The sequence below is a fragment of the Mucilaginibacter sp. genome (assembly GCF_035492695.1).
Lineage (GTDB): Bacteria > Bacteroidota > Bacteroidia > Sphingobacteriales > Sphingobacteriaceae > Mucilaginibacter.
In genome coordinates this window covers 1-19,975 of sequence record NZ_DATJJC010000030.1, presented here as the reverse complement: position 1 = coordinate 19,975, position 19,975 = coordinate 1, and the positions used below count along the sequence as shown (strand labels likewise).

Sequence of the window (19,975 nt, the reverse complement as noted above, 5' to 3'; positions counted from 1 at the left end):
GTAACCTTTGTCGAAAAGCACTTTCGTGATTTCCTTCTTCAGATTTGATGCAGGAATTTCAACAACCCTATGGTTGGCTTTAATAGCATTCCTTACTCTTGTAAGATAATCTGCGATTGGATCTGTATTCATTTTATTGTTTTATGATAGTGGTTTCCGTAGACCTTCTATCGGTTCGTACTCATTTTGTCAATGGTCAATAGTGAATGGTCAATAAGGCTATTCACCATTGACTATTCACCACTCACCAATTACCAGCTTGCTTTCTTCACTCCCGGTATCTTGCCTTCCAGGGCCATTTCGCGGAATGTAACACGCGAAATACCAAACTGGCGCATATAACCGCGCGGGCGGCCGGTAAGTTTGCAACGGTTGTGCAGTTTTACCGGCGACGATGCTTTAGGCAATTTGTCTAATGCTTCCCATTCGCCGGCTGCTTTCAATGCCGCTCTTTTCTCAGCGTATTTAGCTACTAATTTGGCGCGTTTGATCTCACGTGCCTTTACACCTTCTTTAGCCATTACTTATTTTGATTTTTAAATGGTAATCCAAATTCTTTAAGCAGTTCCAGTGCTTCCACGTCGTTAGATGCCGAGGTTACAAAGGTGATATCCATACCCTGTATCTTGTTTATCTTATCGATATTGATCTCGGGGAAAATGATCTGCTCGGTGATGCCCAGCGTGTAGTTACCACGACCGTCGAAACCTTTATCATTAATACCTTTAAAGTCACGGATACGTGGCAATGCAACGGCTATCAAACGGTCAAGAAACTCGTACATATTGTTATCGCGCAAAGTTACACGCACGCCAACCGGCATACCTTTACGCAATTTGAAGTTCGAGATATCCTTTTTCGATTTTGACGAAACCGCCTGCTGTCCGGTAATGGTGCTCAGTTCGGTAATGGTTTGCTCAATCAGTTTTTTGTCGGTTGTTGCACCGCCAACGCCCTGGTTGATAGCAATTTTCTCCAGCTTAGGAACCTGCATTACGCTTTTGTACTGAAATTTGTCTTTCAGGTTGGTGCGTATCTCTTCCTTATATTTCGATTTTAACCTCGGAACGTATGTTTTTGCAGTTGCCATTACTTAATTTCCTCCCCTGATTTTTTTGCTACCCTTACCAGTTTGCCTGCTTTATTTTTGATCCTGCCTACGCGGGTAGGTTTGCCCGATTTAGGGTCAACCAGCGCCAGGTTCGAAATATGGATAGCAGCTTCTTTTTTTACTATACCGCCATTAGGGCTGGTTGCATTTGGCTTGGTATGTTTCGATACCATGTTTGCACCTTCCACTATAGCGCGGTTTTTATCTATGATAACCTCAAGGACTTTGCCCTGCGATCCTTTTGAATCACCTGCGATCACCGCTACCAGGTCGCCCTTGCGGATCTTTAATTTTGCAGGTTTTACTTCTTGTTTCTTTGTCATTTTACAATACCTCCGGTGCTAATGATACAATTTTCATGAATTGCTTCTCGCGCAATTCTCTCGCAACCGGGCCAAATATACGGGTGCCTCTCGGCTCGTCCTGGTTATTTAACAAAACTGCTGCGTTGTCGTCGAAACGGATATAAGAACCATCTTTGCGGCGTATCTCTTTCTTGGTCCTTACAACTACGGCTTTTGATACCGTACCCTTTTTAATGTTGCCAGATGGCAAAGCACTTTTTACGGTAACTACTATCTTATCGCCAATAGAAGCATATCTTTTACCGGTACCGCCCAAAACGCGGATCACTAAAACTTCTTTAGCGCCACTGTTATCGGCTACGTTTAATCTTGATTCCTGTTGTACCATCGTTATTTAGCCCTTTCTAATATTTGAACTAATCTCCAGTTTTTGTTTTTGCTCAATGGTCGCGTTTCCATAATCAATACGGTATCGCCAATACCGCAGGTATTAGCTTCGTCATGAGCCATAAATTTGGTAGTCTTTTTCACGAACTTACCATAGATCGGGTGCTTTACTTTACGCTCAACGGCAACTACAATAGATTTTTCCATCTTATTGCTTACTACCAGGCCGGTACGCGTTTTTCTTAAATTTCTTTCCATTTCGAGCTTAAAAAATTATTTATTTTCGGAAGCTGACGCCGCTTTGCGCTTTGTTAATTCAGTATTTAAACGAGCAATATCCTTGCGCACTTTCGTAATACGGGTCGGATTCTCAATGGCCGAAACTGTATGGGCAAATTTCAGCTTGGTAAGGTTGTTCCTTTCCTCGCTTATTCTTGCAACCAATTCTTCAGTTGATAGCTCTAAAACTTCTGAGTTCTTCATTTTCTTTATTAGTTATTTTGAGTTCTTAGTTCCAAGCCCGCATATCAAACTGATAACTGCAAACTCAAAACTGCTAACTTGTTTACGCCTCTACGTAATCTCTACGTGTTACAAACCGGGTTTGTATCGGTAACTTCTGTGCTGCAAGGCGCAGGGCCTCTTTAGCAACTTCCAATGGTACACCTTCCGCTTCGAAGATGATCCTTCCGGGGCGAACTACCGCTACCCAGTATTCCGGAGCACCTTTACCTTTACCCATACGTACTTCCGCTGGTTTTTTGGTTACAGGCTTGTCAGGGAATATCCTGATCCATACCTGGCCTTCACGTTTCATAAAACGTGTTACAGCGATACGTGCAGCCTCGATCTGGCGGCTGGTGATCCAGGCCGGCTCGAGTGATTTTATACCGAAAGAACCGAATGCCAGTTCAGCGCCACGAGTGGCCATCCCCTTCATTCTGCCTTTTTGCATTTTTCTGAACTTCGTTCTTTTTGGCTGTAGCATTTTTTTAAGCTTTTATATCTAAACGATGTCTATCCCGACTTTGATTATTCTATTCTGTTATTATCTTCTTCCGCTTGGTCCGCCCGGGCGATTACCGCCTCCGCGATTTGGGCCACCGCCACCAGGACGATTACCGCCGCCACCACGATTCTGGCCACCTGGTGCGCCACCGCCTCTGCGATCTCCACCACGGTCGTTTCCGCCGCGACGGTCATTGCTTCTGCGTTCGCCACCGCGCTCGCCGCCTCTTTCGTTGCGTCCGCCAAATGATGCCGAACCTTCAGGGCGTCCGCCTTTGCCGCCTACGCCGCTTGCTGCACCGATATTTGGAGACAGATCGCGTTTGCCGTAAACTTCACCTTTGCAAATCCATACTTTAACACCTATTTTACCATAAGTAGTTAAAGCTTCGGCCAAAGCGTAGTCAATATCGGCACGGAATGTGTGCAGAGGAATTCTTCCTTCTTTATATTGCTCGGTACGTGCCATTTCAGCGCCGCCTAAACGGCCCGATGTCATTACCTTGATACCTTCAGCGCCCATTCTCATGGTTGATGCGATAGTGGTTTTCATAGCGCGACGGAAAGAGATACGTGCCTCCAACTGTTTTGCTATACCTTCTGCAACTAACTGAGCATCAAGCTCAGGGCGTTTTATTTCGAAAATGTTGATCTGAACGTCCTTTTTAGTCAGTTTTTTCAACTCTTCCTTGATCTTGTCAACTTCCTGGCCGCCTTTACCTATTACAATACCCGGACGGGCAGTGTGTATAGTTACGGTGATGCGTTTCAGGGTGCGCTCGATAACCACTTTAGATATACCACCTTTAGCGATACGGGCAGCAATGTATTTGCGGATCTTTTCGTCTTCAACTAATTTATCGGAGTAGTTGTTGCCACCGAACCAGTTAGAATCCCAACCACGGATGATACCTAACCTGTTACCTATTGGATGTGCTTTTTGTCCCATCTTAAATTAATTGTTATCGTTTTTACTGTCCACAATAAGAGTTACATGGTTCGAGCGTTTACGGATACGGTATCCGCGGCCCTGTGGTGCCGGGCGCAGTCTTTTCAACTGGCGGCCACCGCCTACCGATACTTCCTTCACATATAAACCGCTGTCTTCAACACGTGCGCCTTCGTTTTTCGCTTCCCAATTCTTGATGGCCGACAGCAATAATTTTTCAACGCGTATAGCTGCTTCCTTATTGGTATATTTCAATATGTAAAGCGCCTTTTCAACGTTCTCGCCGCGGATCAGGTCTACCACCAAACGCATTTTGCGCGGCGATGTAGGGCAGTTCTGTAACTTAGCAACAGAAGCTCCGCCTTTAATTTCTTTGGCGGCGTCCTTGCGCTGTTTAATCAGTACAGACTTTTTAATTTTTGTTGTTGCTTCCATTGCCTGTTATTTTTTCTTTTCTGCGTGACCACGGAATGTACGGGTTGGGGCAAACTCTCCCAGCTTGTGTCCAACCATGTTTTCTGTTACATACACCGGTATGAACTTGTTACCGTTGTGTACCGCGAATGTATGACCAACGAAATCAGGAGAGATCATGGAACGACGTGACCATGTTTTTACTACTGATTTTTTATTCGAATCATTTAGTGTCACTACCTTTTTTTCAAGGTTATGATCTATATAAGGTCCTTTTTTAATTGAACGAGCCATTATTTCTTCCTTCTTTCAATGATGTAACGATCAGATGTTTTCTTTTTATCACGGGTTTTAAAGCCTTTAGCCAATAAACCTTTGCGTGAACGCGGATGGCCACCTGATGCCCTTCCTTCGCCACCACCCATAGGGTGATCTACCGGGTTCATAGCTACACCACGAACTCGTGGACGACGGCCCAGCCAGCGTTTGCGGCCTGCTTTACCAAGCACTGCATTAGCTTTCTCGCCGTTTGATACAGTACCGATAGTTGCCAGGCAAGTCGATAATATCATACGGGTTTCGCCTGAAGGCAACTTGATGATGGCATATTTGCCGTCGCGTGCCGAAAGCTGAGCGTATGTACCTGCACTGCGTGCTATCGTACCGCCCTGGCCCGGGTTCAGTTCGATATTATGAATGATAGAACCCAGCGGGATATTTTTCAACGGCAAGGTGTTGCCAACTTCAGGTGCAGCTGTTTCGCCCGACACTACGGTCTGGCCAACCTGCAATCCTTCCGGAGCTATCATATACCTTTTTTCGCCATCAGCAAAGTGCAGCAACGCAATACGTGCCGAACGGTTAGGGTCATATTCAATTGTAGCAACGGTAGCCGGGATATCAAACTTGTTGCGTTTGAAATCGATCAGCCTGTATGCTTTCTTATGACCACCGCCCAAATAGCGCATCGTCATTTTACCGCTGTTGTTACGTCCGCCCGACTTCTTGTTAGATGCTACAACCAACGACTTTTCAGGAACGTTTGTTGTAATATCCGAAGTACTGGTGTCTACCCTGAAACGGGTACCCGGGGTAACCGGTTTAAATCTTTTAACTGCCATCTCTGTTATATATTGCTGTAAAAGTCTATCACTTCACCGTCTTTCAACGTCACTATCGCTTTTTTGTAGGTTGCAGCTCTACCGCTAACTATACCTGCTTTTGTGTTGCGACTTTTCAGTTTTCCAACGTATTTGCTGGTGTTTACCGCTACAATGTTAACACCGTACATTTTCTCTATCGCGCCCTTTATCTGTAGCTTGTTGGCCCTGTGGTCAACTTTAAAGGTATAACGGTTCAGCTTTTCAGTAAGCTGGGTTGCCTTTTCAGTAAGTAAGGGTTTCTTTAAAATTTCCATATTACTTAGCTAATGCTTCCTCCAAAGTTTTAACAGCACCTGTAGTTAGTAAAAGCGTGCCTGCATTCAACACGTCGTAAGTGTTCAATTGATCGGCAGTGATCACTTTGCTCTTTTTCAGGTTGCGGCTTGATAAATAAACGTTTTCATTTGCAGCGCCCAATACCAATAATGTTTTCACATCAGTAACTTTCAGGTCGGCTACCAGCTTTACGTAGTTTTTGGTTTTGATCGAATCGAAATTGAAATCTTCCAATACTACAATGCTGTTATCTTTTGCCTTGTATGACAGGGCCGATTTGCGGGCCAATGATTTAAGCTTTTTATTCAGCTTAAAGCTGTAATCACGCGGCTGCGGACCGAAGATACGGCCACCACCATTGAACAATGGCGATTTTACGCTGCCGGCACGGGCGCCGCCTGTACCTTTTTGTTTATATAATTTGCGGGTCGAACCTGCAATTTCGTTACGCTGTTTTGATTTGTGCGTTCCCTGGCGCTGGTTAGCAAGGTATTGCTTCACGTCCAGATAAATAGCGTGGTCGTTAGGTTCGATGCCGAATACTGCATCAGACAGCTGCACCTTGGCGCCTGTCTCTTTACCCGAGATATTTAATACTTTAACTTCCATTTTATTTATCCACTATAACGAATGAACCCTTAGCTCCCGGTACGGAACCTTTAACTACCAACAGGTTTTGTTCTGGATAAACCTTCAAAACTTCGAGGTTCTGAACTTTTACACGAACGTTACCGGTTTGACCAGCCATGCGCATGCCCTTGAATACACGTGACGGCCATGACGACGCGCCCAATGAACCCGGTGCACGCAAACGGTTGTGCTGACCGTGTGTTTGCATACCCACACCGCCAAAACCGTGGCGTTTTACAACACCCTGAAAGCCTTTACCCTTCGAGGTACCAGCCACATCCACAAAATCTCCGGCAGCAAAAATCTCTACAGTGATCGTATCACCTAAGTTTTTTTGATCTTCGAAAGTTTTGAATTCAACCAGCCTGCGCTTAGGAGTAGTGCCGGCTTTCTGGAAATGACCTTTTAAAGGAGCAGGGGTGTTTTTTTCTTTTTTCTCACCATACGCCAGCTGAACTGCGGCGTAGCCGTCTGTTTCAACAGAACGAACCTGAGTTACTACACAGGGGCCAGCTTCGATTACTGTACAAGGAATGTTCTTCCCTGACTCGTCGAAAATGCTGGTCATACCTACTTTTTTACCAATAATTCCTGACATTTTAATATTTTCTTTGTGTCCATCGAAGCAGTAGGGCCTCGCTCAAGACATTTTAATCCCCCCGAAAGGGACGGCAAAGATAGAAACTTTAGATTAACTCTCAAATAGTTGCGCTAAAATTTTTTAAGATTTTTTTGAGAGGGGGATTTGAAGGGGTATTGATCCATGAGGTGAGTGGTTTAATGGCATCGCCGGTTCAGGTTTCAACACTTGAATTCAGATGGCCATGAGCGCTCCGGTTTACTGTTCAACAAAATGCCAGCAAACTCCGGCAATATCGATAATGTTGACTTCTCTACCATAAGGCTGTTGCGATATATCCCCTATGCGGATGCCGTATTTTTTAGGTAACTGCTTATCAAGGACACCTTTTCTGAATTCTTCCACGTTGTCAACCTTCACACTAAGCATAAAATTCTGCGCAAATGCATCATTGTCGAAACGCTGCAAAATAAACCGGCATTCATCGCGCTGAAAACCGATATACCCATCCACCTCCCAATTGATATGAAAGCCCAGCTCCAGGAAAAATTGCTTCGACCCGTCGAAGTTACTTCCCGAAGGAATAAAAGGTTCTAATGATAAAAACTTCATGTGCTTTGTTTTTGGGGCAAATATAAAAAATACAAAATTACCGCTCGTTCAAGTGTCCACACTTTTCGCCTCCGCGGGGTCTTCTTGCAGAGAGACCCCGCGGGAACATACAAAATTATAGCACGTTCAAGTGTCCCCACTTGAACGCAAACCATTGTGAGCGTCCGCGCTCACGTTAAAAACCGCCGCATTTGCTATCTTCGGATAAAAACATTCCATCCTCATGTGGACCTGCCCCAAATGCGGACATCAATTTTACAACAAAAACCAATCGCACTCCTGCGGAAGCTATACCGTTGATGATTTTCTGAAAGGCAAACCGGCTGAAATCGTCGGACTATTTAACCTTTTTCTTGCCGAGTACCGCCAGATCGGCCCATTCCAACTGCACCCGGTAAAGACGCGGGTAGCATTGCTGACCAAAATGCGTTTCTGCTCCATTAATAAGATCGGCCCCAATTATATCGATATTCACCTGGTGCTGACAGCACCTTTCGAACATACGCTTTGCTTTTACAAGATCGACAACCTGGCCAACCGCTTTTTTGTACACCACGCCCGGTTGTATGACGCCGAAGATATCTCGGCCGAATTAAAATATTATATGGCTATGGCCTACGGGGTGGGTAACAGGGCCCATATTATTTCGAAGAAAAATACTTAAATTCATCCGTCTCAATTATTTAGCGCACATGAAAACAACTACCCCTGCTTTAGCCCTGCTCATCACCCTGTCAGTATTTTGTAGCTGTACAAAAAAAGCCCATGATCCTTTAGCCAATTCGAGCCGCGAGGACAAAAATGGCTGGATATACGTACACCTCGAAGGTTCGCCGCATGATATCGGGTATCAGCATGGCTATCTGGTGGCTAAAGAAATTGACACCTTAATAAAGGCGTTTCAATTTTACCTGCCTCATACTACCAACCGCAACTGGCAATATTTCAGAGCAGCGGCTAGCAGGTTCAACTGGTGGAATAAGATAGATACAGAGTATCAGAAGGAATTAGTGGGTATGGCCGAGGGGCTGCGTGCAAAGGGGCTGAAATATGATTCGCTGGACCTGGTGGTGCTAAATGGCAATATCGAACTGACATCGTACTACGAACCGCTTCAGATGAATAAGGCCAAACCGGGCAGCGGCGACAACCGCGCGCCGGGCAACTGCAGCGCGTTCATCGCTACCGGCAGCTATACCAAAGACGGCAAGATCGTTATCGGCCATAATAACTGGACGGATTATATTATAGGCGAACGCTGGAATGTTATAGCGGATATAAAACCGGAGAAAGGCAACCATATCCTGATGGATTGCGCGCCTGGCTTTATCCATAGCGGCGACGATTTCACCATCAGCAGCAGCGGCATTATGGTTACCGAAACCACCATTACGCAATTCAAAGGCTTCGACTCCACCAAAACGCCTGAATTTGTACGTGCGCGCCACACCGTGCAATATGCCAATAGCATAGACGATGTGATAAAAATGATGACCACCGGCAACAACGGCGGTTACGCCAACGACTGGCTCATAGGCGATACAAAGACCAACGAAGTAGCCAAATTGGAACTGGGCCTGAAAGACTACCGGGTGTGGAGATCGAAAGACACCGCTATCATCGGCTCTAACTTCCCAAGCGATCCCAAACTGATTAAAGAGGAAACTACGTTTGATGTGAATAATAAAGCGAGTTCGCCGAACGCACGTAAATTGCGTATGGAGAAACTGGTAGCTGTAGACTACAAAGGAAAACTGACCGACTCGACCGGGAAATTGATCGAGGGCGATACTTACAGCGCCTATGACAATAAACAGATCATGAACCGCTGCGTTATTGACGGACACGTAGAAGAAGACCCCATGGGAGTGCCCGAATGGAACGAAGGACCGTATTACCCTATGGGTGCGGTACAAGGCAAGGTAACCACCAGCGACCTCGCTAAAAAAATGCAAATGTGGGCGCACATGGGCCACCCTGGCGGCGCCGACTTTTTAGCCGCTCCCTACTTTGCCAAACATCCCGAATACAAATGGCAGGGCAAGTACCTGCGCGATATGAAGGCTTATCCGTGGACGTTGTTTAGTGCGAAGTAAACCCGATTTTAGAATTACAGATAAGGGCTAACTATATTTTTTCTTTTGTGCAGCGCTTTCGGGGTCAAGGGTAGTCTGATAGGCGCCATTCTCGTCCATTTTAGAAATTTTATAAGGCTCTCTGCCTTCATTTGCTTTTTTTCTTGCTTGATAAAACATGGATAGATCACCGTCGAGAAATGTGGCTCCGTATTTCAATATATCCTGATTTGCTTTTTCGATACTCTCTTTTATCGTTTCGGCAAATTTTGAATCACCTAGCGGAAACCAGTAAGAAATCTCGTCCGACGTTGGGTCGACAATATTCGCTAAAGCGGCTAACGAAACAGAATTCCAATCATATTCAAAAAAATCATCACTACTACCCTCGCCTAAAACTATAAAGTAATAATACGGGTAGTCAGTTGGATAGCTTGAATTTTCGACTTTTATATATTGGTCTCGTTTGCGAAAAGTAATCGTTGTAGAATATTCTTTTATTGTCTTTTCGACCCTTTTGAATCCAAACTTTTCAATTGTAGGACTTATAATTAATAAAACGCTCTCAGCGAAAGCGACTTGTTCCGATGACGACCTTTCATTTCTGATGGTCTTTTTATTCCTTTTAAAGAGATCAAAAATCCCCATTATTTCTCAATCAGTTTACGCTTGTGATATATTCCTTTGCTCATCTCATCAACAACATTCTGTAATCTTTCTTTATTAGCTTCGCTTGAAAGAATATGAGCTGTAGTATCAGTATGTCTAGATTTGACTTTGCCTTTCGTTTTCATTTGCTTGATAATTCTGTTAATTTTTGAATTCTATGAATTCCGGTTCAGACAACTATTCCATCATCAACCTTCTTATCAACTCAGCACTTTGTCTTTTCCCATCTTCCAGCCTGTCTTTAAAAAATGCCTGCACGTCGTTGAAGTGTTTTTTATAGCCTTCCATATCGCCATAACCAATGATGGCCGACCATTCCCGCACGGCAGAATGAAACTCCAAATCATCGCCGCGGATGGTTTTATCATATAAGGCTGTCTCAATGGACTCCTCCAAAAGCTCTTCGTTTTTGAACAGATATTCGGCAATACCAAGCCTCAGGCGGAAAGGCGGCGTTTGCCCGATCAGGTTATCATATGGGTTCACACCCAGGTGGTACCAGGCATCCACCATGCTCAATATGCTCAGGTGCGAATTTGGTTTTCGCGTTTCTGCGTTCTGCCCCAGCGAAAACTCCTTCATTACTTTATCATTTAGCATAATGGGTTTCCGGCTTTCGTGGAACACAAAATCCCTCGCACGATAAAGTCTGTCGCGGAATGCCTTTTCTTCTTCTTTGATCATCAGCTTAAACAATTCCGATTCCGATACTGCATAACGCTTCACCTGCTGCCGGGCATAAGGGTTCAAAATAGCCAGCCCGGCATAAACGTGCGCCTTATAGCTGAATATTCGCAGGGTTGTCAGTATCTTAACATTATCTATGCCGCCTATGTACGAGCCATTATCCCAGGGGAAAAAACCTGCTTCTTTCCAGGCAGTACCCATGCTTTCGAACCCGACATGCGTTACAGCCTGCGTATCGGCCACTATCTTGTCATGTTCATGATAATCTGCGATCTCGACAATATCGGTTTCCACGGCAGTGAACAGTTCGAGCATTCTGTTGTAGGCCGCATCGTCTGCCCGGTGCCTTATCAATATCAGCTTCTGCCCTTTCGGTTCAAAACCCGGCCCGTGCATGGCATGAAAAGTGATGATCTGCGCGTCGGCAGGCAGGTGCTTCTCAAAAATGGCTATCTCCGGGTGTTTTACAGACGTTTGCCCCGCCACTATCGCCCCGTACTTAGTGGATGGCCCGTAAGCGGCAACCACGTCGGCCAGCCGGTCGGCCTCTACCGAATAAATGACCAGGTCGCACGAACGCGCTACATCGCTGCCATGTTCTATAATTTTTATACCGAAGGGCTCCAGTTCATCCATCAGCCGGTGCATGTTCTCCGGAAGGTCGCATCCGCAAACAGCATAGCCGGCTTTAGCAAACGCTTTGGCGTACAATTTCCCCATGTCGCCCAAACCTATTACACCGATATTCATTGTGCTAATATACCGATGCGAAGCGTATTTTATAACGCAACGATAATATTCCGTTTAGAACTTAAATCGATTTTTCTTTAAATTAGTACATCTTTTATCCTGAAAGAGAAGTATAAAAGGTATTAGAAAAAAATTTGCGCGTGCGATTAATTAATAATTAACTTACGAAACTAAATTTATACCCTATGGTGAGGCATCTTTTTAAAGGTTTTTTGGTTTTATTATTATGTTTTAGTGTTTTCGCTGCACAAGCGGCTTTGCAGGATACGGTGAAGAAAACGGCCCCGCAAAAAAGCGCCGCTAAGCCTCTCGCTGTAAAGCCTGTATATCGCAGGCCGACCTTGCCAAAGCTGTCCGCCGCTGCCGATTCGGCCCAAAAGGCACAAATGGACCCTTCGCAACTGAATGATAAGAGCCTGAACGGTCAATACCAATACCTGCTTACCAAAGTATACCATTACCAACAGCCCCTGTTAGCGGCCCTTTGGAAAAATGCCATGGATACGCTGAAAGCCAATAAAAGCCAGCTGAGAGATGCGCAGGCGAAGCTTAGCTCGCAAGGCAGGTCGGTCGACAGCCTCAAAACCAACCTGTCAGGTAAGGAGCAATCTCTCAGCGAATCCAACGCCAAGGCGGATGCTATCAGTGTATTCGGCATGCTGATGCCAAAATCTACTTATAACCTGGTTATGTTCGGTACAGTTGCAGTTCTGGCTGTTGCGCTCATCATTGTCATCGCCACCACCGCCAAACACAAGCACGAAGCCAGGTACCGCACCGAGCTGTACGAGGAGATAGACGAGGAATATAAAACTTTTAAAGCCAAGGCCCACGAAAAAGAGCTGAAACTTGCCCGCGAACTGCAAACCGAGCGCAATAAGCTTGATGAGCTTCTTGGCAGAGGATGATATTCAAATATCCTGGCCTGCTGTCTATTCCGTAATTATTACCAGCCAAAAATTTCCGCGCCGTTGGATTGCCTTATGCAGTTGCCGAAACCTGCGATAAATAGAGCAAAGCAACCAGTTAACTGATCACTGATTAACTGATCACCAATTAACTATTCTCCTATCACTCGCTGCGTAAACTCTTTACGGGGTTAGCTAGCGCAGCTTTAATAGCCTGTGCGCTTACCGTAAGTATGGTGATCGTCATCGCCCCTATGCAGGCTGCCAGGAATATCCATAGCGATATATCGGTATGATACTTATAATTCTTTAGCCACCCATACATGAAATACCATGAAATCGGGGTAGCTAACGCACAGGATATAATAACCAGCACCACAAAATCCTTTGACAGCATACGCCAAAGGTTGAATACCGAAGCGCCAAGCACTTTGCGGACACCTATTTCTTTGGTACGTTGCTCTGCCACAAAAGAGGCCAGGCCAAATAAACCAAGCGACGAAATAAATATCGCGATAAACGCCAGTATCGATGCCAGTTTGCCAATACGCTCCTCGTCCGAAAACTTTTTAGCATACTCATCATCAGTAAACTGGTAATCGAACGGGCTGCCCGGGTTATATTTCTTGAACACCCCGCCTATTTTAGTTAAAGCCTCCGTTAGTTTTGCACCTGGTTTTATTTTGATCGTGATCAGGTTTGCCCAACCATAATCCATCATAAAGATTGTTGGCTGCACCGGCATATATGGCGACTGCATCACCATATTATCGACAACTCCAACCACCGTATAATTCCTGTCATTGAAATGAATGATCTTGCCTATCGGGTTCTTAAAGCCGATCAATTGCAGCGCGCTTTGGTTTAATATCATGCCAGCAGTATCGCTTTTAAAATCCCTTGAGAAATCGCGGCCCTGGCGTATGTGCCAGCCTATGGTTTTGCCAAAATCATGCGTTACGGCTATAGTACCCAAAAGGGGGTTGGTTGATGGGTCCTTCCCCTCCCAGCTATAACCGATGCTGTTGCTGTAAACATCCGTGGTAGGGCTGGATGATTCGGCCATATTTTCAACTACGCCGGTATTGAGCAGGTCATGGCGGATAGCATCAAAGTGTCCGTACAAGTCGGGTGTACTCATCGGTACAGTGATCAATCCCTGCCGTGTATAACCCACCGGGCGGTTTTTGGCATACTGTATCTGCTTAAACACGATGATGGTGCCGATAATAATGGTTACAGATATGGAAAACTGCAACACCACCAGTATTTGCCGTGGTAAAGCAGCCAGTTTGCCCGCCTTAAATGTACCCTTAAGAACCCTCACCGGGTTAAATCCCGAAAGGTAAAAAGCAGGGTAACTGCCAGAGATAATACCTGTAAGTAAGGTGAACACGATAACGATCAGCCAGAACACCGGGTTGGCCCAGGGTATCGACATGGATTTATCAGCTATCGAATTAAATACGGGCAGCGATAACAGCACCACCAGTATGGCAAACATAAGCGCCAGGGTGGCCATCAGTACCGATTCGCTGAGGAACTGCGCTACCAGTTGTTTCCTCATCGAACCTATCGCCTTGCGGATACCCACTTCTTTAGCCCGCTTCTCGGACCGCGCCGTGCTCAGGTTCATAAAATTGATACAGGCCAGCATCAGTACAAATACGCCGATAATACCAAACAACCATATATATTGGATGCGCCCGCCTTTGATCTTTCCGTTCTCGAATTCGCTGTACAGCCGCCACTTATCCATGGGGTGCAGCAGCAGGTGTTCGTTGCCTTCTTCCTTCTTTACATATTTTTGGGTGATCAGCTCGATCTTCGCAGAAGTTTCGGCCATATCCACCTTATCGTTCATCTCCACAAATATCTGGAAGCTATGATTATCCCACTGGGTAGCGGCACGCTTGAACCAATTTTCCGTAGTCATATATTTATCCCACGACATTAGCACGAAAGCCTGGTTAAAGCTCGAATTTTTTGGGATATCCTCAAATATACCTGCCACCTTCAGATCGTACTTATTGTTGACGCGAACAGTTTTCCCCATAGGGTCAGCATCGCCAAAGATGGCCTTTGCCACGGTTTGGCTCAGCATCATGGACGATGGGTCGGTAAGCGCATTAATATTCCCGTCGAGCATGTGAAGGCCCAGCATTTTCGGAAAATCCGGCTGTACCCACATGCCCATCTTGATCAGTTTTTTCTCGCCCGAACCCAGGATGAAACCAAAATTCCACGAGGTAAGCGTGACGTATTTAAAATCAGACGCATATTTATTTTTCAATTCGGCGCCGAGTGGTATCGCCATAGCCTGACCGGTGCCGGTCTCATTGTTAAAGGTTTGGGTGATCATCACCTGCGCTATCTTTTTGTGATCGGCGTGGTAGCTATTGAACGTAAGCTCATCGTACATCCAGAAACCAATAAGCATGGCCACGGCCATGCCCAATGCCAGTCCTAAAACATTGATGGACGAATACACCTTGCTCTTAAGCAAGTTGCGCCAGGCTATTTTAAAGTAACTCTTGATCATATCCCCCGAAACTTATTGATGATTACCCCTAAAAGACGCTCCGGGATTTGCAGACGTTGCAGTAAATGCTTTTTATTTTACATTTACCCCCGGTTATTGCCGGGAGAAACGACGAAGCAACACTCCCTGCACGTTATTGCGAGAAGCGAAGCGACGAAGCTTACTCCGCGGTCTATTGTCCTCATCCTCCGCGGTCTGTGTCCCCACAGACCGCCTTACACATTGCCTGTGAGGACACAGGCAATGGGACGAAGTTAAAACCACAAAAAAAGCCATCCGTTTCCGAATGGCTTTTCAAATATTTGATCTTTCGGTACTACCCCACCTTGATCTCAGGACGAGTTATCCTATCTAACAGTCAATTTCGTATTTTAATTCAGTTTATCCATGCGACTGACATTGAAGTCTTTCAACGCCTCAATTTTCGCGAACCATAATAATACGCCCCTCAAATAAGAAATTCCGGTAAAGACTTTTATCAAAAGGAACTATTTTGTTTTTACGATTTTCGCCTTCTATCAAAAACGTTATTCCGGCAGTATATTCTGCCGGAGACAGCGGCAGGGGTTGACGATAAGCCAAAAACACCCGTAAAACATCTGCATCACATTCGGGACTAAGAGATTTTATAATCTTTATATCGGAAATGTTTTGGTTACTATCGATTTTGAAAGTTACCACTACAGTTCCTTGAAGATCATTCTCCCGTGCAATAGCGGGATAACGGATATTTCTTGCAAAGAAACGTTTTAGGTTGACTACTGTCGCTGAATCGACGTTTGCTGATTGCGCATGTACTTTGGTGATAAAAAGTATCGCAACAATGGTTAGGGACAAGGTTTTCATAATTGTATTAAGGCAAGAGTACGGTTACATATAACTCAAAAATACACAACTTATCTAAAACCCAAAAAGCCACCCCTTTCGCAGGATGGCTTTTCAATATCTGATCTTCCGGTACTATCACACCTTGATCTCGACTTCAACACCGCTTGGCAATTCAAGCTTCATCAAAGCGTCAACAGTTTTTGAGTTCGAGCTGTAGATATCCAGCAACCTCTTGTAAGAGCAAAGCTGGAACTGCTCGCGTGCCTTTTTGTTTACGTGCGGCGAACGCAATACAGTAAACACTTTCTTTTCAGTTGGCAGCGGAAGCGGTCCGCTAACTACAGCGCCCGTAGGCTTAACTGTCTTTACGATCTTTTCGGCTGATTTATCAACCAGGTTGTAATCGTAGGATTTTAATTTAATTCTGATCCTTTGGCTCATTTTGTTTTTGATTGTGATTACCCTAAGAGCTATTTATTAGGTGTAACCTGTTGTTTATTTATAAAAGCTGATTGGCAACTAATCTCTAATCACCAATCAACTAATCTCTAATTATGCGTTAGCTGCTGCTTTCTTACCTTTTGCTTTGGCTACAACTTCTTCCTGTACGTTACGCGGTGCCTCAGCGTAGTGATCAAATTCCATGGTTGAAGTTGCACGGCCCGAAGTGATGGTACGCAACTGGGTTACATAACCAAACATTTCAGAAAGTGGCACAGTTGCCTTAATTACCTGCGCACCTGCACGCGAATCCATACCCAAAAGCTGGCCGCGGCGGCGGTTCATGTCGCCGATAACATCACCCATGTTTTCTTCAGGGGTCAATATCTCGATCTTCATGATCGGCTCCAGCAATACCGGCTTACATTTCGGCAATGCTTCGCGATAGCAGCTGCGTGCGCAAATTTCGAAAGACAATGCATCCGAATCGACTGCGTGGAACGATCCGTCAAATAAACGAACCTTCATATTCTGCAGCGGGTAACCGGCTAATACACCATTATCCATAGCAGCTTTGAAGCCTTTTTCGACAGATGGAATAAACTCACGGGGAATTGAACCACCGCTGATCTCGTTCACAAACTGTAATCCGCTTACACCTTCGTCGGCCGGCGAAATAGTAACCTGTATATCGGCAAATTTACCACGACCACCGGTTTGTTTCTTATAAGTTTCACGGTGTGTTGTAGTACCGGTGATCGCTTCTTTATAAGCAACCTGCGGTGCGCCCTGGTTAACTTCAACCTTAAACTCGCGTTTCAAACGGTCCATGATGATATCCAGGTGAAGCTCGCCCATACCCGAAATTACGGTTTGGCCGGTTTCCTCATCTGTATTCACACGGAAAGTTGGATCTTCTTCAGATAGTTTACCTAAAGCCATGCCCAGCTTATCTACGTCGGCCTGAGTCTTAGGCTCGATGGCTAAACCGATAACTGGCTCAGGGAAGTTCATCGACTCAAGAATGATCGGGTGTTTCTCGTCGCACAGGGTATCACCTGTTTTAATATCCTTAAAGCCCACTACCGCAGCAATATCACCTGCACCTACATTAGGGATAGGGTTTTGCTTGTTAGCGTGCATCTGGAATATACGGCTGATACGCTCTTTATTTTCTGAACGCATGTTATACACATACGAACCTGCTTCCAAATTACCTGAGTATACGCGGATAAAGCACAAACGGCCCACAAACGGATCGGTTGCAATTTTAAATGCTAAAGCGGCAAACGGTTCTTTTTCTGAAGGCTGGCGTAAAATTTCCTCGCCGGTATCAGGGTTGTGGCCCACAATACCCTTGTTATCCAAAGGCGAAGGCAACAGTTCCATCACGTAATCAAGCATGGTTTGCACACCCTTGTTTTTGAATGACGAACCGCATACCATCGGAACGATCTTAGCGTCAAGCACTGCCTGGCGTAAAGCGTCCAATACCTCGCGTTCGGTAATGGTTTCCGGAGCATCAAAGAATTTCTCCATCAAACCTTCATCGTATTCAGCTACTGATTCCAGTAACTTCTCTCTCCACTCGGTAGCTTCCGCAATCATGTCGGCAGGGATAGGCACTTCGGTAAAGGTCATCCCTTTATCATGCTCATTCCAAACGATACCTTTCCAGTTGATCAGGTCGACAACGCCTTTGAAGTTTTCTTCAGCGCCGATAGGTAACTGCAATGGAATAGCGTTACTGCCCAGCATACTTTTTACCTGTTTTACAACATTTAAAAAGTCTGCACCGCTGCGGTCCATTTTATTAACGAAACCGATACGCGCAACATTGTAGTTATTGGCAAGCCTCCAGTTAGTTTCCGACTGCGGCTCAACACCGTCAACAGCCGAGAACAGGAACACCAAACCGTCCAGTACACGCAATGAACGGTTTACCTCAACGGTAAAGTCCACGTGTCCCGGGGTATCAATGATGTTGATGTGGTAAGTATGGCCGCGATATTTCCAGTTAACTGTGGTAGCAGCCGACGTAATGGTGATACCACGCTCCTGCTCCTGCGCCATCCAGTCCATGGTAGCCGCACCCTCGTGCACCTCGCCTATCTTATGGCTAACGCCCGAATAGTAAAGGATACGCTCGGTTGTGGTGGTCTTACCGGCATCAATGTGAGCGGCAATACCTATATTTCTTGTGTATTTTAAGTCTCTTGACATATCAATTATTGAGTTATTGATTTATTGAATTAAAGAATTGGCCAATTACCGGATTAATGATTAGTATAATATTATCAAATCAATAATTAAGTAATTCAATAATTCAATAATTAGAACCTGAAGTGTGAAAACGCCTTGTTGGCTTCAGCCATCTTGTGCGTATCTTCCTTCTTTTTCACTGCTGCACCCTCGCCTTTTGAAGCCGAGATGATCTCGCCTGCCAGTTTCTCGTGCATGGTTTTTTCGCCGCGACGACGGGCATAGCTGATCAGCCATTTCATACCCAAAGCAACTTTACGTTCAGGGCGAACCTCTGTAGGCACCTGGAAGTTTGCACCACCTACGCGGCGGCTTTTTACTTCAACAGCAGGCATTACATTGTTCAGCGCTTTTTTCCAGGTATCCAGGCCGTTTTCGCTTGTTTTCTTTTCAACTATTTCAACAGCATCGTAAAATATAGCGTATGCGGTCGATTTCTTTCCGTCATACATCATGTTATTTACAAACCTTGTTACCAAAGTATCATTGAACTTTGGATCAGGAAGGATAATTCTCTTTTTTGGTTTTGACTTTCTCATTGCTTTCTATCCTCCTTAATTATTTCTTTTTACCTTTTGTTGGCGCTGCTGCTACCTGACCTGGTTTAGGACGTTTGGTACCATATTTTGAACGGCGTTGGTTACGGCCAGCTACACCTGATGTATCCAGTGCACCACGGATGATGTGGTAACGTACACCTGGTAAGTCTTTAACACGACCACCGCGGATCAAAACGATAGAGTGCTCCTGTAAGTTGTGACCTTCACCCGGGATGTAAGCGTTTACTTCTTTTCCGTTGGTTAAGCGCACACGGGCAACTTTACGCATTGCTGAGTTTGGTTTTTTAGGGGTAGTGGTATACACGCGTGTGCATACGCCTCTTCGCTGTGGACAGCTGTCCAACGCTGGTGACTTACTCTTGTCAACCAGAGCTACTCTACCTTTTCTAACTAATTGCTGAATAGTAGGCATTTCTTGCTTTTTTGTCTAATAATTTTATCCCGCATTTCGGGACTGCAAAAGTACGAACATTATTTTTGATTTTCAAGTAGTTGTGTGAAAGTTTTTTTGAGGGGAAGAAGTTGATGGCGTGATGGTTGTAATTCTTTCTAAACACGGATTTGTCTGAACCCGGATTTCTGGAATTAAAGAATTAACAGAAGCAATGATTTCAATAAATTCTTTAATTCGTTTAATTCGAGTTCAGACAAATCCGCCAATCCGTTTAATCCCGGTTCAGATAACTTGGGCAATGCCTTCGGCCCAGGCTGTGCGTTCATACGCCTGCAGGCATTACGCCCGTTGGCCGGTATCCACTTCCATCCCTATTGCAAATATGTGTGTATAGAAAAAGGGCCGGTTACCGATGTAACCAGGT

Annotated in this window: 28 protein-coding genes; 3 read left to right on the top strand and 25 right to left on the bottom strand. The window is 45.2% G+C overall.

All coding sequences use genetic code 11. The annotated features are described in order from the left end of the window. From rpsH to VL525_RS18565, 16 genes are all read right to left on the bottom strand, one after another. A partial coding sequence (gene rpsH / locus VL525_RS18640) for a 30S ribosomal protein S8 (protein ID WP_325388541.1) occupies nucleotides 1-132 on the bottom strand: 132 nt, incomplete at its 3' end. A gap of 119 nt (nucleotides 133-251) precedes the next feature. Then, nucleotides 252-521, bottom strand: coding sequence for a 30S ribosomal protein S14 (gene rpsN, locus VL525_RS18635; protein ID WP_147034182.1), 270 nt, complete (start codon nucleotides 519-521; stop codon nucleotides 252-254). Then, nucleotides 521-1,090, bottom strand: a complete 570-nt coding sequence (rplE, locus tag VL525_RS18630) for a 50S ribosomal protein L5 (RefSeq protein WP_325388540.1) — start codon at nucleotides 1,088-1,090, stop codon at nucleotides 521-523. The genes rpsN and rplE overlap by 1 nt, the downstream gene beginning before the upstream one ends. Next, nucleotides 1,090-1,434 (bottom strand): 50S ribosomal protein L24, encoded by a 345-nt coding sequence (rplX, locus tag VL525_RS18625; protein ID WP_147034184.1) that lies wholly within the window; start codon nucleotides 1,432-1,434, stop codon nucleotides 1,090-1,092. The genes rplE and rplX overlap by 1 nt, the downstream gene beginning before the upstream one ends. Nucleotide 1,435: 1 nt before the next feature. Continuing rightward, nucleotides 1,436-1,804, bottom strand: a complete 369-nt coding sequence (rplN, locus tag VL525_RS18620) for a 50S ribosomal protein L14 (RefSeq protein WP_066006038.1) — start codon at nucleotides 1,802-1,804, stop codon at nucleotides 1,436-1,438. A 2-nt stretch (nucleotides 1,805-1,806) separates the two neighbouring features. Further along, complete coding sequence (gene rpsQ / locus VL525_RS18615) at nucleotides 1,807-2,061, bottom strand: 30S ribosomal protein S17 (RefSeq protein ID WP_100342673.1); 255 nt, start codon at nucleotides 2,059-2,061, stop codon at nucleotides 1,807-1,809. 15 nt (nucleotides 2,062-2,076) lie between these two features. Then, nucleotides 2,077-2,286, bottom strand: a complete 210-nt coding sequence (gene rpmC, locus VL525_RS18610; protein ID WP_325388539.1) for a 50S ribosomal protein L29 — start codon at nucleotides 2,284-2,286, stop codon at nucleotides 2,077-2,079. 82 nt (nucleotides 2,287-2,368) lie between these two features. Next, the gene (gene rplP / locus VL525_RS18605; protein WP_325388538.1) at nucleotides 2,369-2,791 is read right to left on the bottom strand and encodes a 50S ribosomal protein L16; all 423 of its coding nucleotides are present in this window, start codon (nucleotides 2,789-2,791) and stop codon (nucleotides 2,369-2,371) included. 60 nt (nucleotides 2,792-2,851) lie between these two features. Beyond that, entirely contained in the window at nucleotides 2,852-3,760 is a 909-nt protein-coding gene (gene rpsC, locus VL525_RS18600; RefSeq protein ID WP_325388537.1) for a 30S ribosomal protein S3, read from the bottom strand. 6 nt (nucleotides 3,761-3,766) lie between these two features. Continuing rightward, nucleotides 3,767-4,195 (bottom strand): 50S ribosomal protein L22, encoded by a 429-nt coding sequence (gene rplV / locus VL525_RS18595; RefSeq protein WP_147034188.1) that lies wholly within the window; start codon nucleotides 4,193-4,195, stop codon nucleotides 3,767-3,769. Between the two features lie 6 nt (nucleotides 4,196-4,201). Beyond that, nucleotides 4,202-4,468 (bottom strand): 30S ribosomal protein S19, encoded by a 267-nt coding sequence (gene rpsS, locus VL525_RS18590; protein ID WP_147034189.1) that lies wholly within the window; start codon nucleotides 4,466-4,468, stop codon nucleotides 4,202-4,204. Then, on the bottom strand, nucleotides 4,468-5,295 hold the full coding sequence (rplB, locus tag VL525_RS18585; protein ID WP_325388536.1) for a 50S ribosomal protein L2: 828 nt from the start codon (nucleotides 5,293-5,295) through the stop codon (nucleotides 4,468-4,470). The genes rpsS and rplB overlap by 1 nt, the downstream gene beginning before the upstream one ends. A 5-nt stretch (nucleotides 5,296-5,300) precedes the next feature. Beyond that, nucleotides 5,301-5,591 (bottom strand): 50S ribosomal protein L23, encoded by a 291-nt coding sequence (gene rplW / locus VL525_RS18580; protein ID WP_147034191.1) that lies wholly within the window; start codon nucleotides 5,589-5,591, stop codon nucleotides 5,301-5,303. Nucleotide 5,592: 1 nt separating this feature from the next. Continuing rightward, nucleotides 5,593-6,222, bottom strand: coding sequence for a 50S ribosomal protein L4 (rplD, locus tag VL525_RS18575; protein WP_325388535.1), 630 nt, complete (start codon nucleotides 6,220-6,222; stop codon nucleotides 5,593-5,595). Nucleotide 6,223: 1 nt separating this feature from the next. Next, nucleotides 6,224-6,841: a 50S ribosomal protein L3 gene (gene rplC / locus VL525_RS18570; RefSeq protein ID WP_325388534.1), complete on the bottom strand. Its 618-nt coding sequence runs from the start codon at nucleotides 6,839-6,841 to the stop codon at nucleotides 6,224-6,226. A 240-nt stretch (nucleotides 6,842-7,081) separates the two neighbouring features. Continuing rightward, a complete protein-coding gene (locus VL525_RS18565) occupies nucleotides 7,082-7,435 on the bottom strand; it encodes a hypothetical protein (RefSeq protein WP_325388533.1) in 354 nt (117 codons plus the stop codon). A 223-nt stretch (nucleotides 7,436-7,658) separates the two neighbouring features. Here VL525_RS18565 and VL525_RS18560 point away from each other — a divergent pair, with 223 nt between their 5' ends. Together VL525_RS18560 and VL525_RS18555 are read left to right on the top strand one after the other, a co-directional pair. Next, nucleotides 7,659-8,099 (top strand): DUF5655 domain-containing protein, encoded by a 441-nt coding sequence (locus VL525_RS18560; RefSeq protein ID WP_325388532.1) that lies wholly within the window; start codon nucleotides 7,659-7,661, stop codon nucleotides 8,097-8,099. A 28-nt stretch (nucleotides 8,100-8,127) separates the two neighbouring features. After that, nucleotides 8,128-9,531: a C45 family peptidase gene (locus VL525_RS18555; RefSeq protein ID WP_325388531.1), complete on the top strand. Its 1,404-nt coding sequence runs from the start codon at nucleotides 8,128-8,130 to the stop codon at nucleotides 9,529-9,531. Nucleotides 9,532-9,558: 27 nt separating this feature from the next. On the opposite strand, the gene VL525_RS18550 is transcribed toward VL525_RS18555, so the two are convergent. From VL525_RS18550 to VL525_RS18540, 3 genes are read right to left on the bottom strand one after another with little or no spacing between them, the layout of a single operon-like run. Continuing rightward, nucleotides 9,559-10,158, bottom strand: a complete 600-nt coding sequence (locus tag VL525_RS18550; protein ID WP_325388530.1) for a hypothetical protein — start codon at nucleotides 10,156-10,158, stop codon at nucleotides 9,559-9,561. Beyond that, nucleotides 10,158-10,304 (bottom strand): hypothetical protein, encoded by a 147-nt coding sequence (locus VL525_RS18545; RefSeq protein WP_325388529.1) that lies wholly within the window; start codon nucleotides 10,302-10,304, stop codon nucleotides 10,158-10,160. The genes VL525_RS18550 and VL525_RS18545 overlap by 1 nt, the downstream gene beginning before the upstream one ends. A 52-nt stretch (nucleotides 10,305-10,356) precedes the next feature. Then, on the bottom strand, nucleotides 10,357-11,616 hold the full coding sequence (locus tag VL525_RS18540; RefSeq protein ID WP_325388528.1) for a prephenate dehydrogenase: 1,260 nt from the start codon (nucleotides 11,614-11,616) through the stop codon (nucleotides 10,357-10,359). Nucleotides 11,617-11,801: 185 nt separating this feature from the next. Between VL525_RS18540 and VL525_RS18535 the strand changes: the two genes are divergently transcribed. After that, on the top strand, nucleotides 11,802-12,524 hold the full coding sequence (locus VL525_RS18535) for a hypothetical protein (RefSeq protein ID WP_325388527.1): 723 nt from the start codon (nucleotides 11,802-11,804) through the stop codon (nucleotides 12,522-12,524). Between the two features lie 163 nt (nucleotides 12,525-12,687). Here the strand turns inward: VL525_RS18535 and VL525_RS18530 are convergent, their stop codons facing one another. From VL525_RS18530 to rpsL, 6 genes are all read right to left on the bottom strand, one after another. Next, a complete protein-coding gene (locus tag VL525_RS18530) occupies nucleotides 12,688-15,066 on the bottom strand; it encodes an ABC transporter permease (RefSeq protein ID WP_325388526.1) in 2,379 nt (792 codons plus the stop codon). Nucleotides 15,067-15,483: 417 nt separating this feature from the next. Further along, nucleotides 15,484-15,912 (bottom strand): TonB family protein, encoded by a 429-nt coding sequence (locus tag VL525_RS18525; protein WP_325388525.1) that lies wholly within the window; start codon nucleotides 15,910-15,912, stop codon nucleotides 15,484-15,486. Between the two features lie 117 nt (nucleotides 15,913-16,029). After that, complete coding sequence (gene rpsJ / locus VL525_RS18520; protein ID WP_078347761.1) at nucleotides 16,030-16,335, bottom strand: 30S ribosomal protein S10; 306 nt, start codon at nucleotides 16,333-16,335, stop codon at nucleotides 16,030-16,032. Between the two features lie 111 nt (nucleotides 16,336-16,446). After that, complete coding sequence (gene fusA / locus VL525_RS18515) at nucleotides 16,447-18,558, bottom strand: elongation factor G (protein ID WP_325388524.1); 2,112 nt, start codon at nucleotides 18,556-18,558, stop codon at nucleotides 16,447-16,449. Nucleotides 18,559-18,668: 110 nt separating this feature from the next. Next, nucleotides 18,669-19,136 carry a 30S ribosomal protein S7 gene (gene rpsG, locus VL525_RS18510; RefSeq protein WP_325388523.1) on the bottom strand — a complete coding sequence of 156 codons (468 nt, stop codon included), beginning with the start codon at nucleotides 19,134-19,136 and terminating at the stop codon, nucleotides 18,669-18,671. 19 nt (nucleotides 19,137-19,155) lie between these two features. Next, complete coding sequence (gene rpsL / locus VL525_RS18505; protein ID WP_073405808.1) at nucleotides 19,156-19,569, bottom strand: 30S ribosomal protein S12; 414 nt, start codon at nucleotides 19,567-19,569, stop codon at nucleotides 19,156-19,158. Nucleotides 19,570-19,975: the final 406 nt, after the last annotated feature.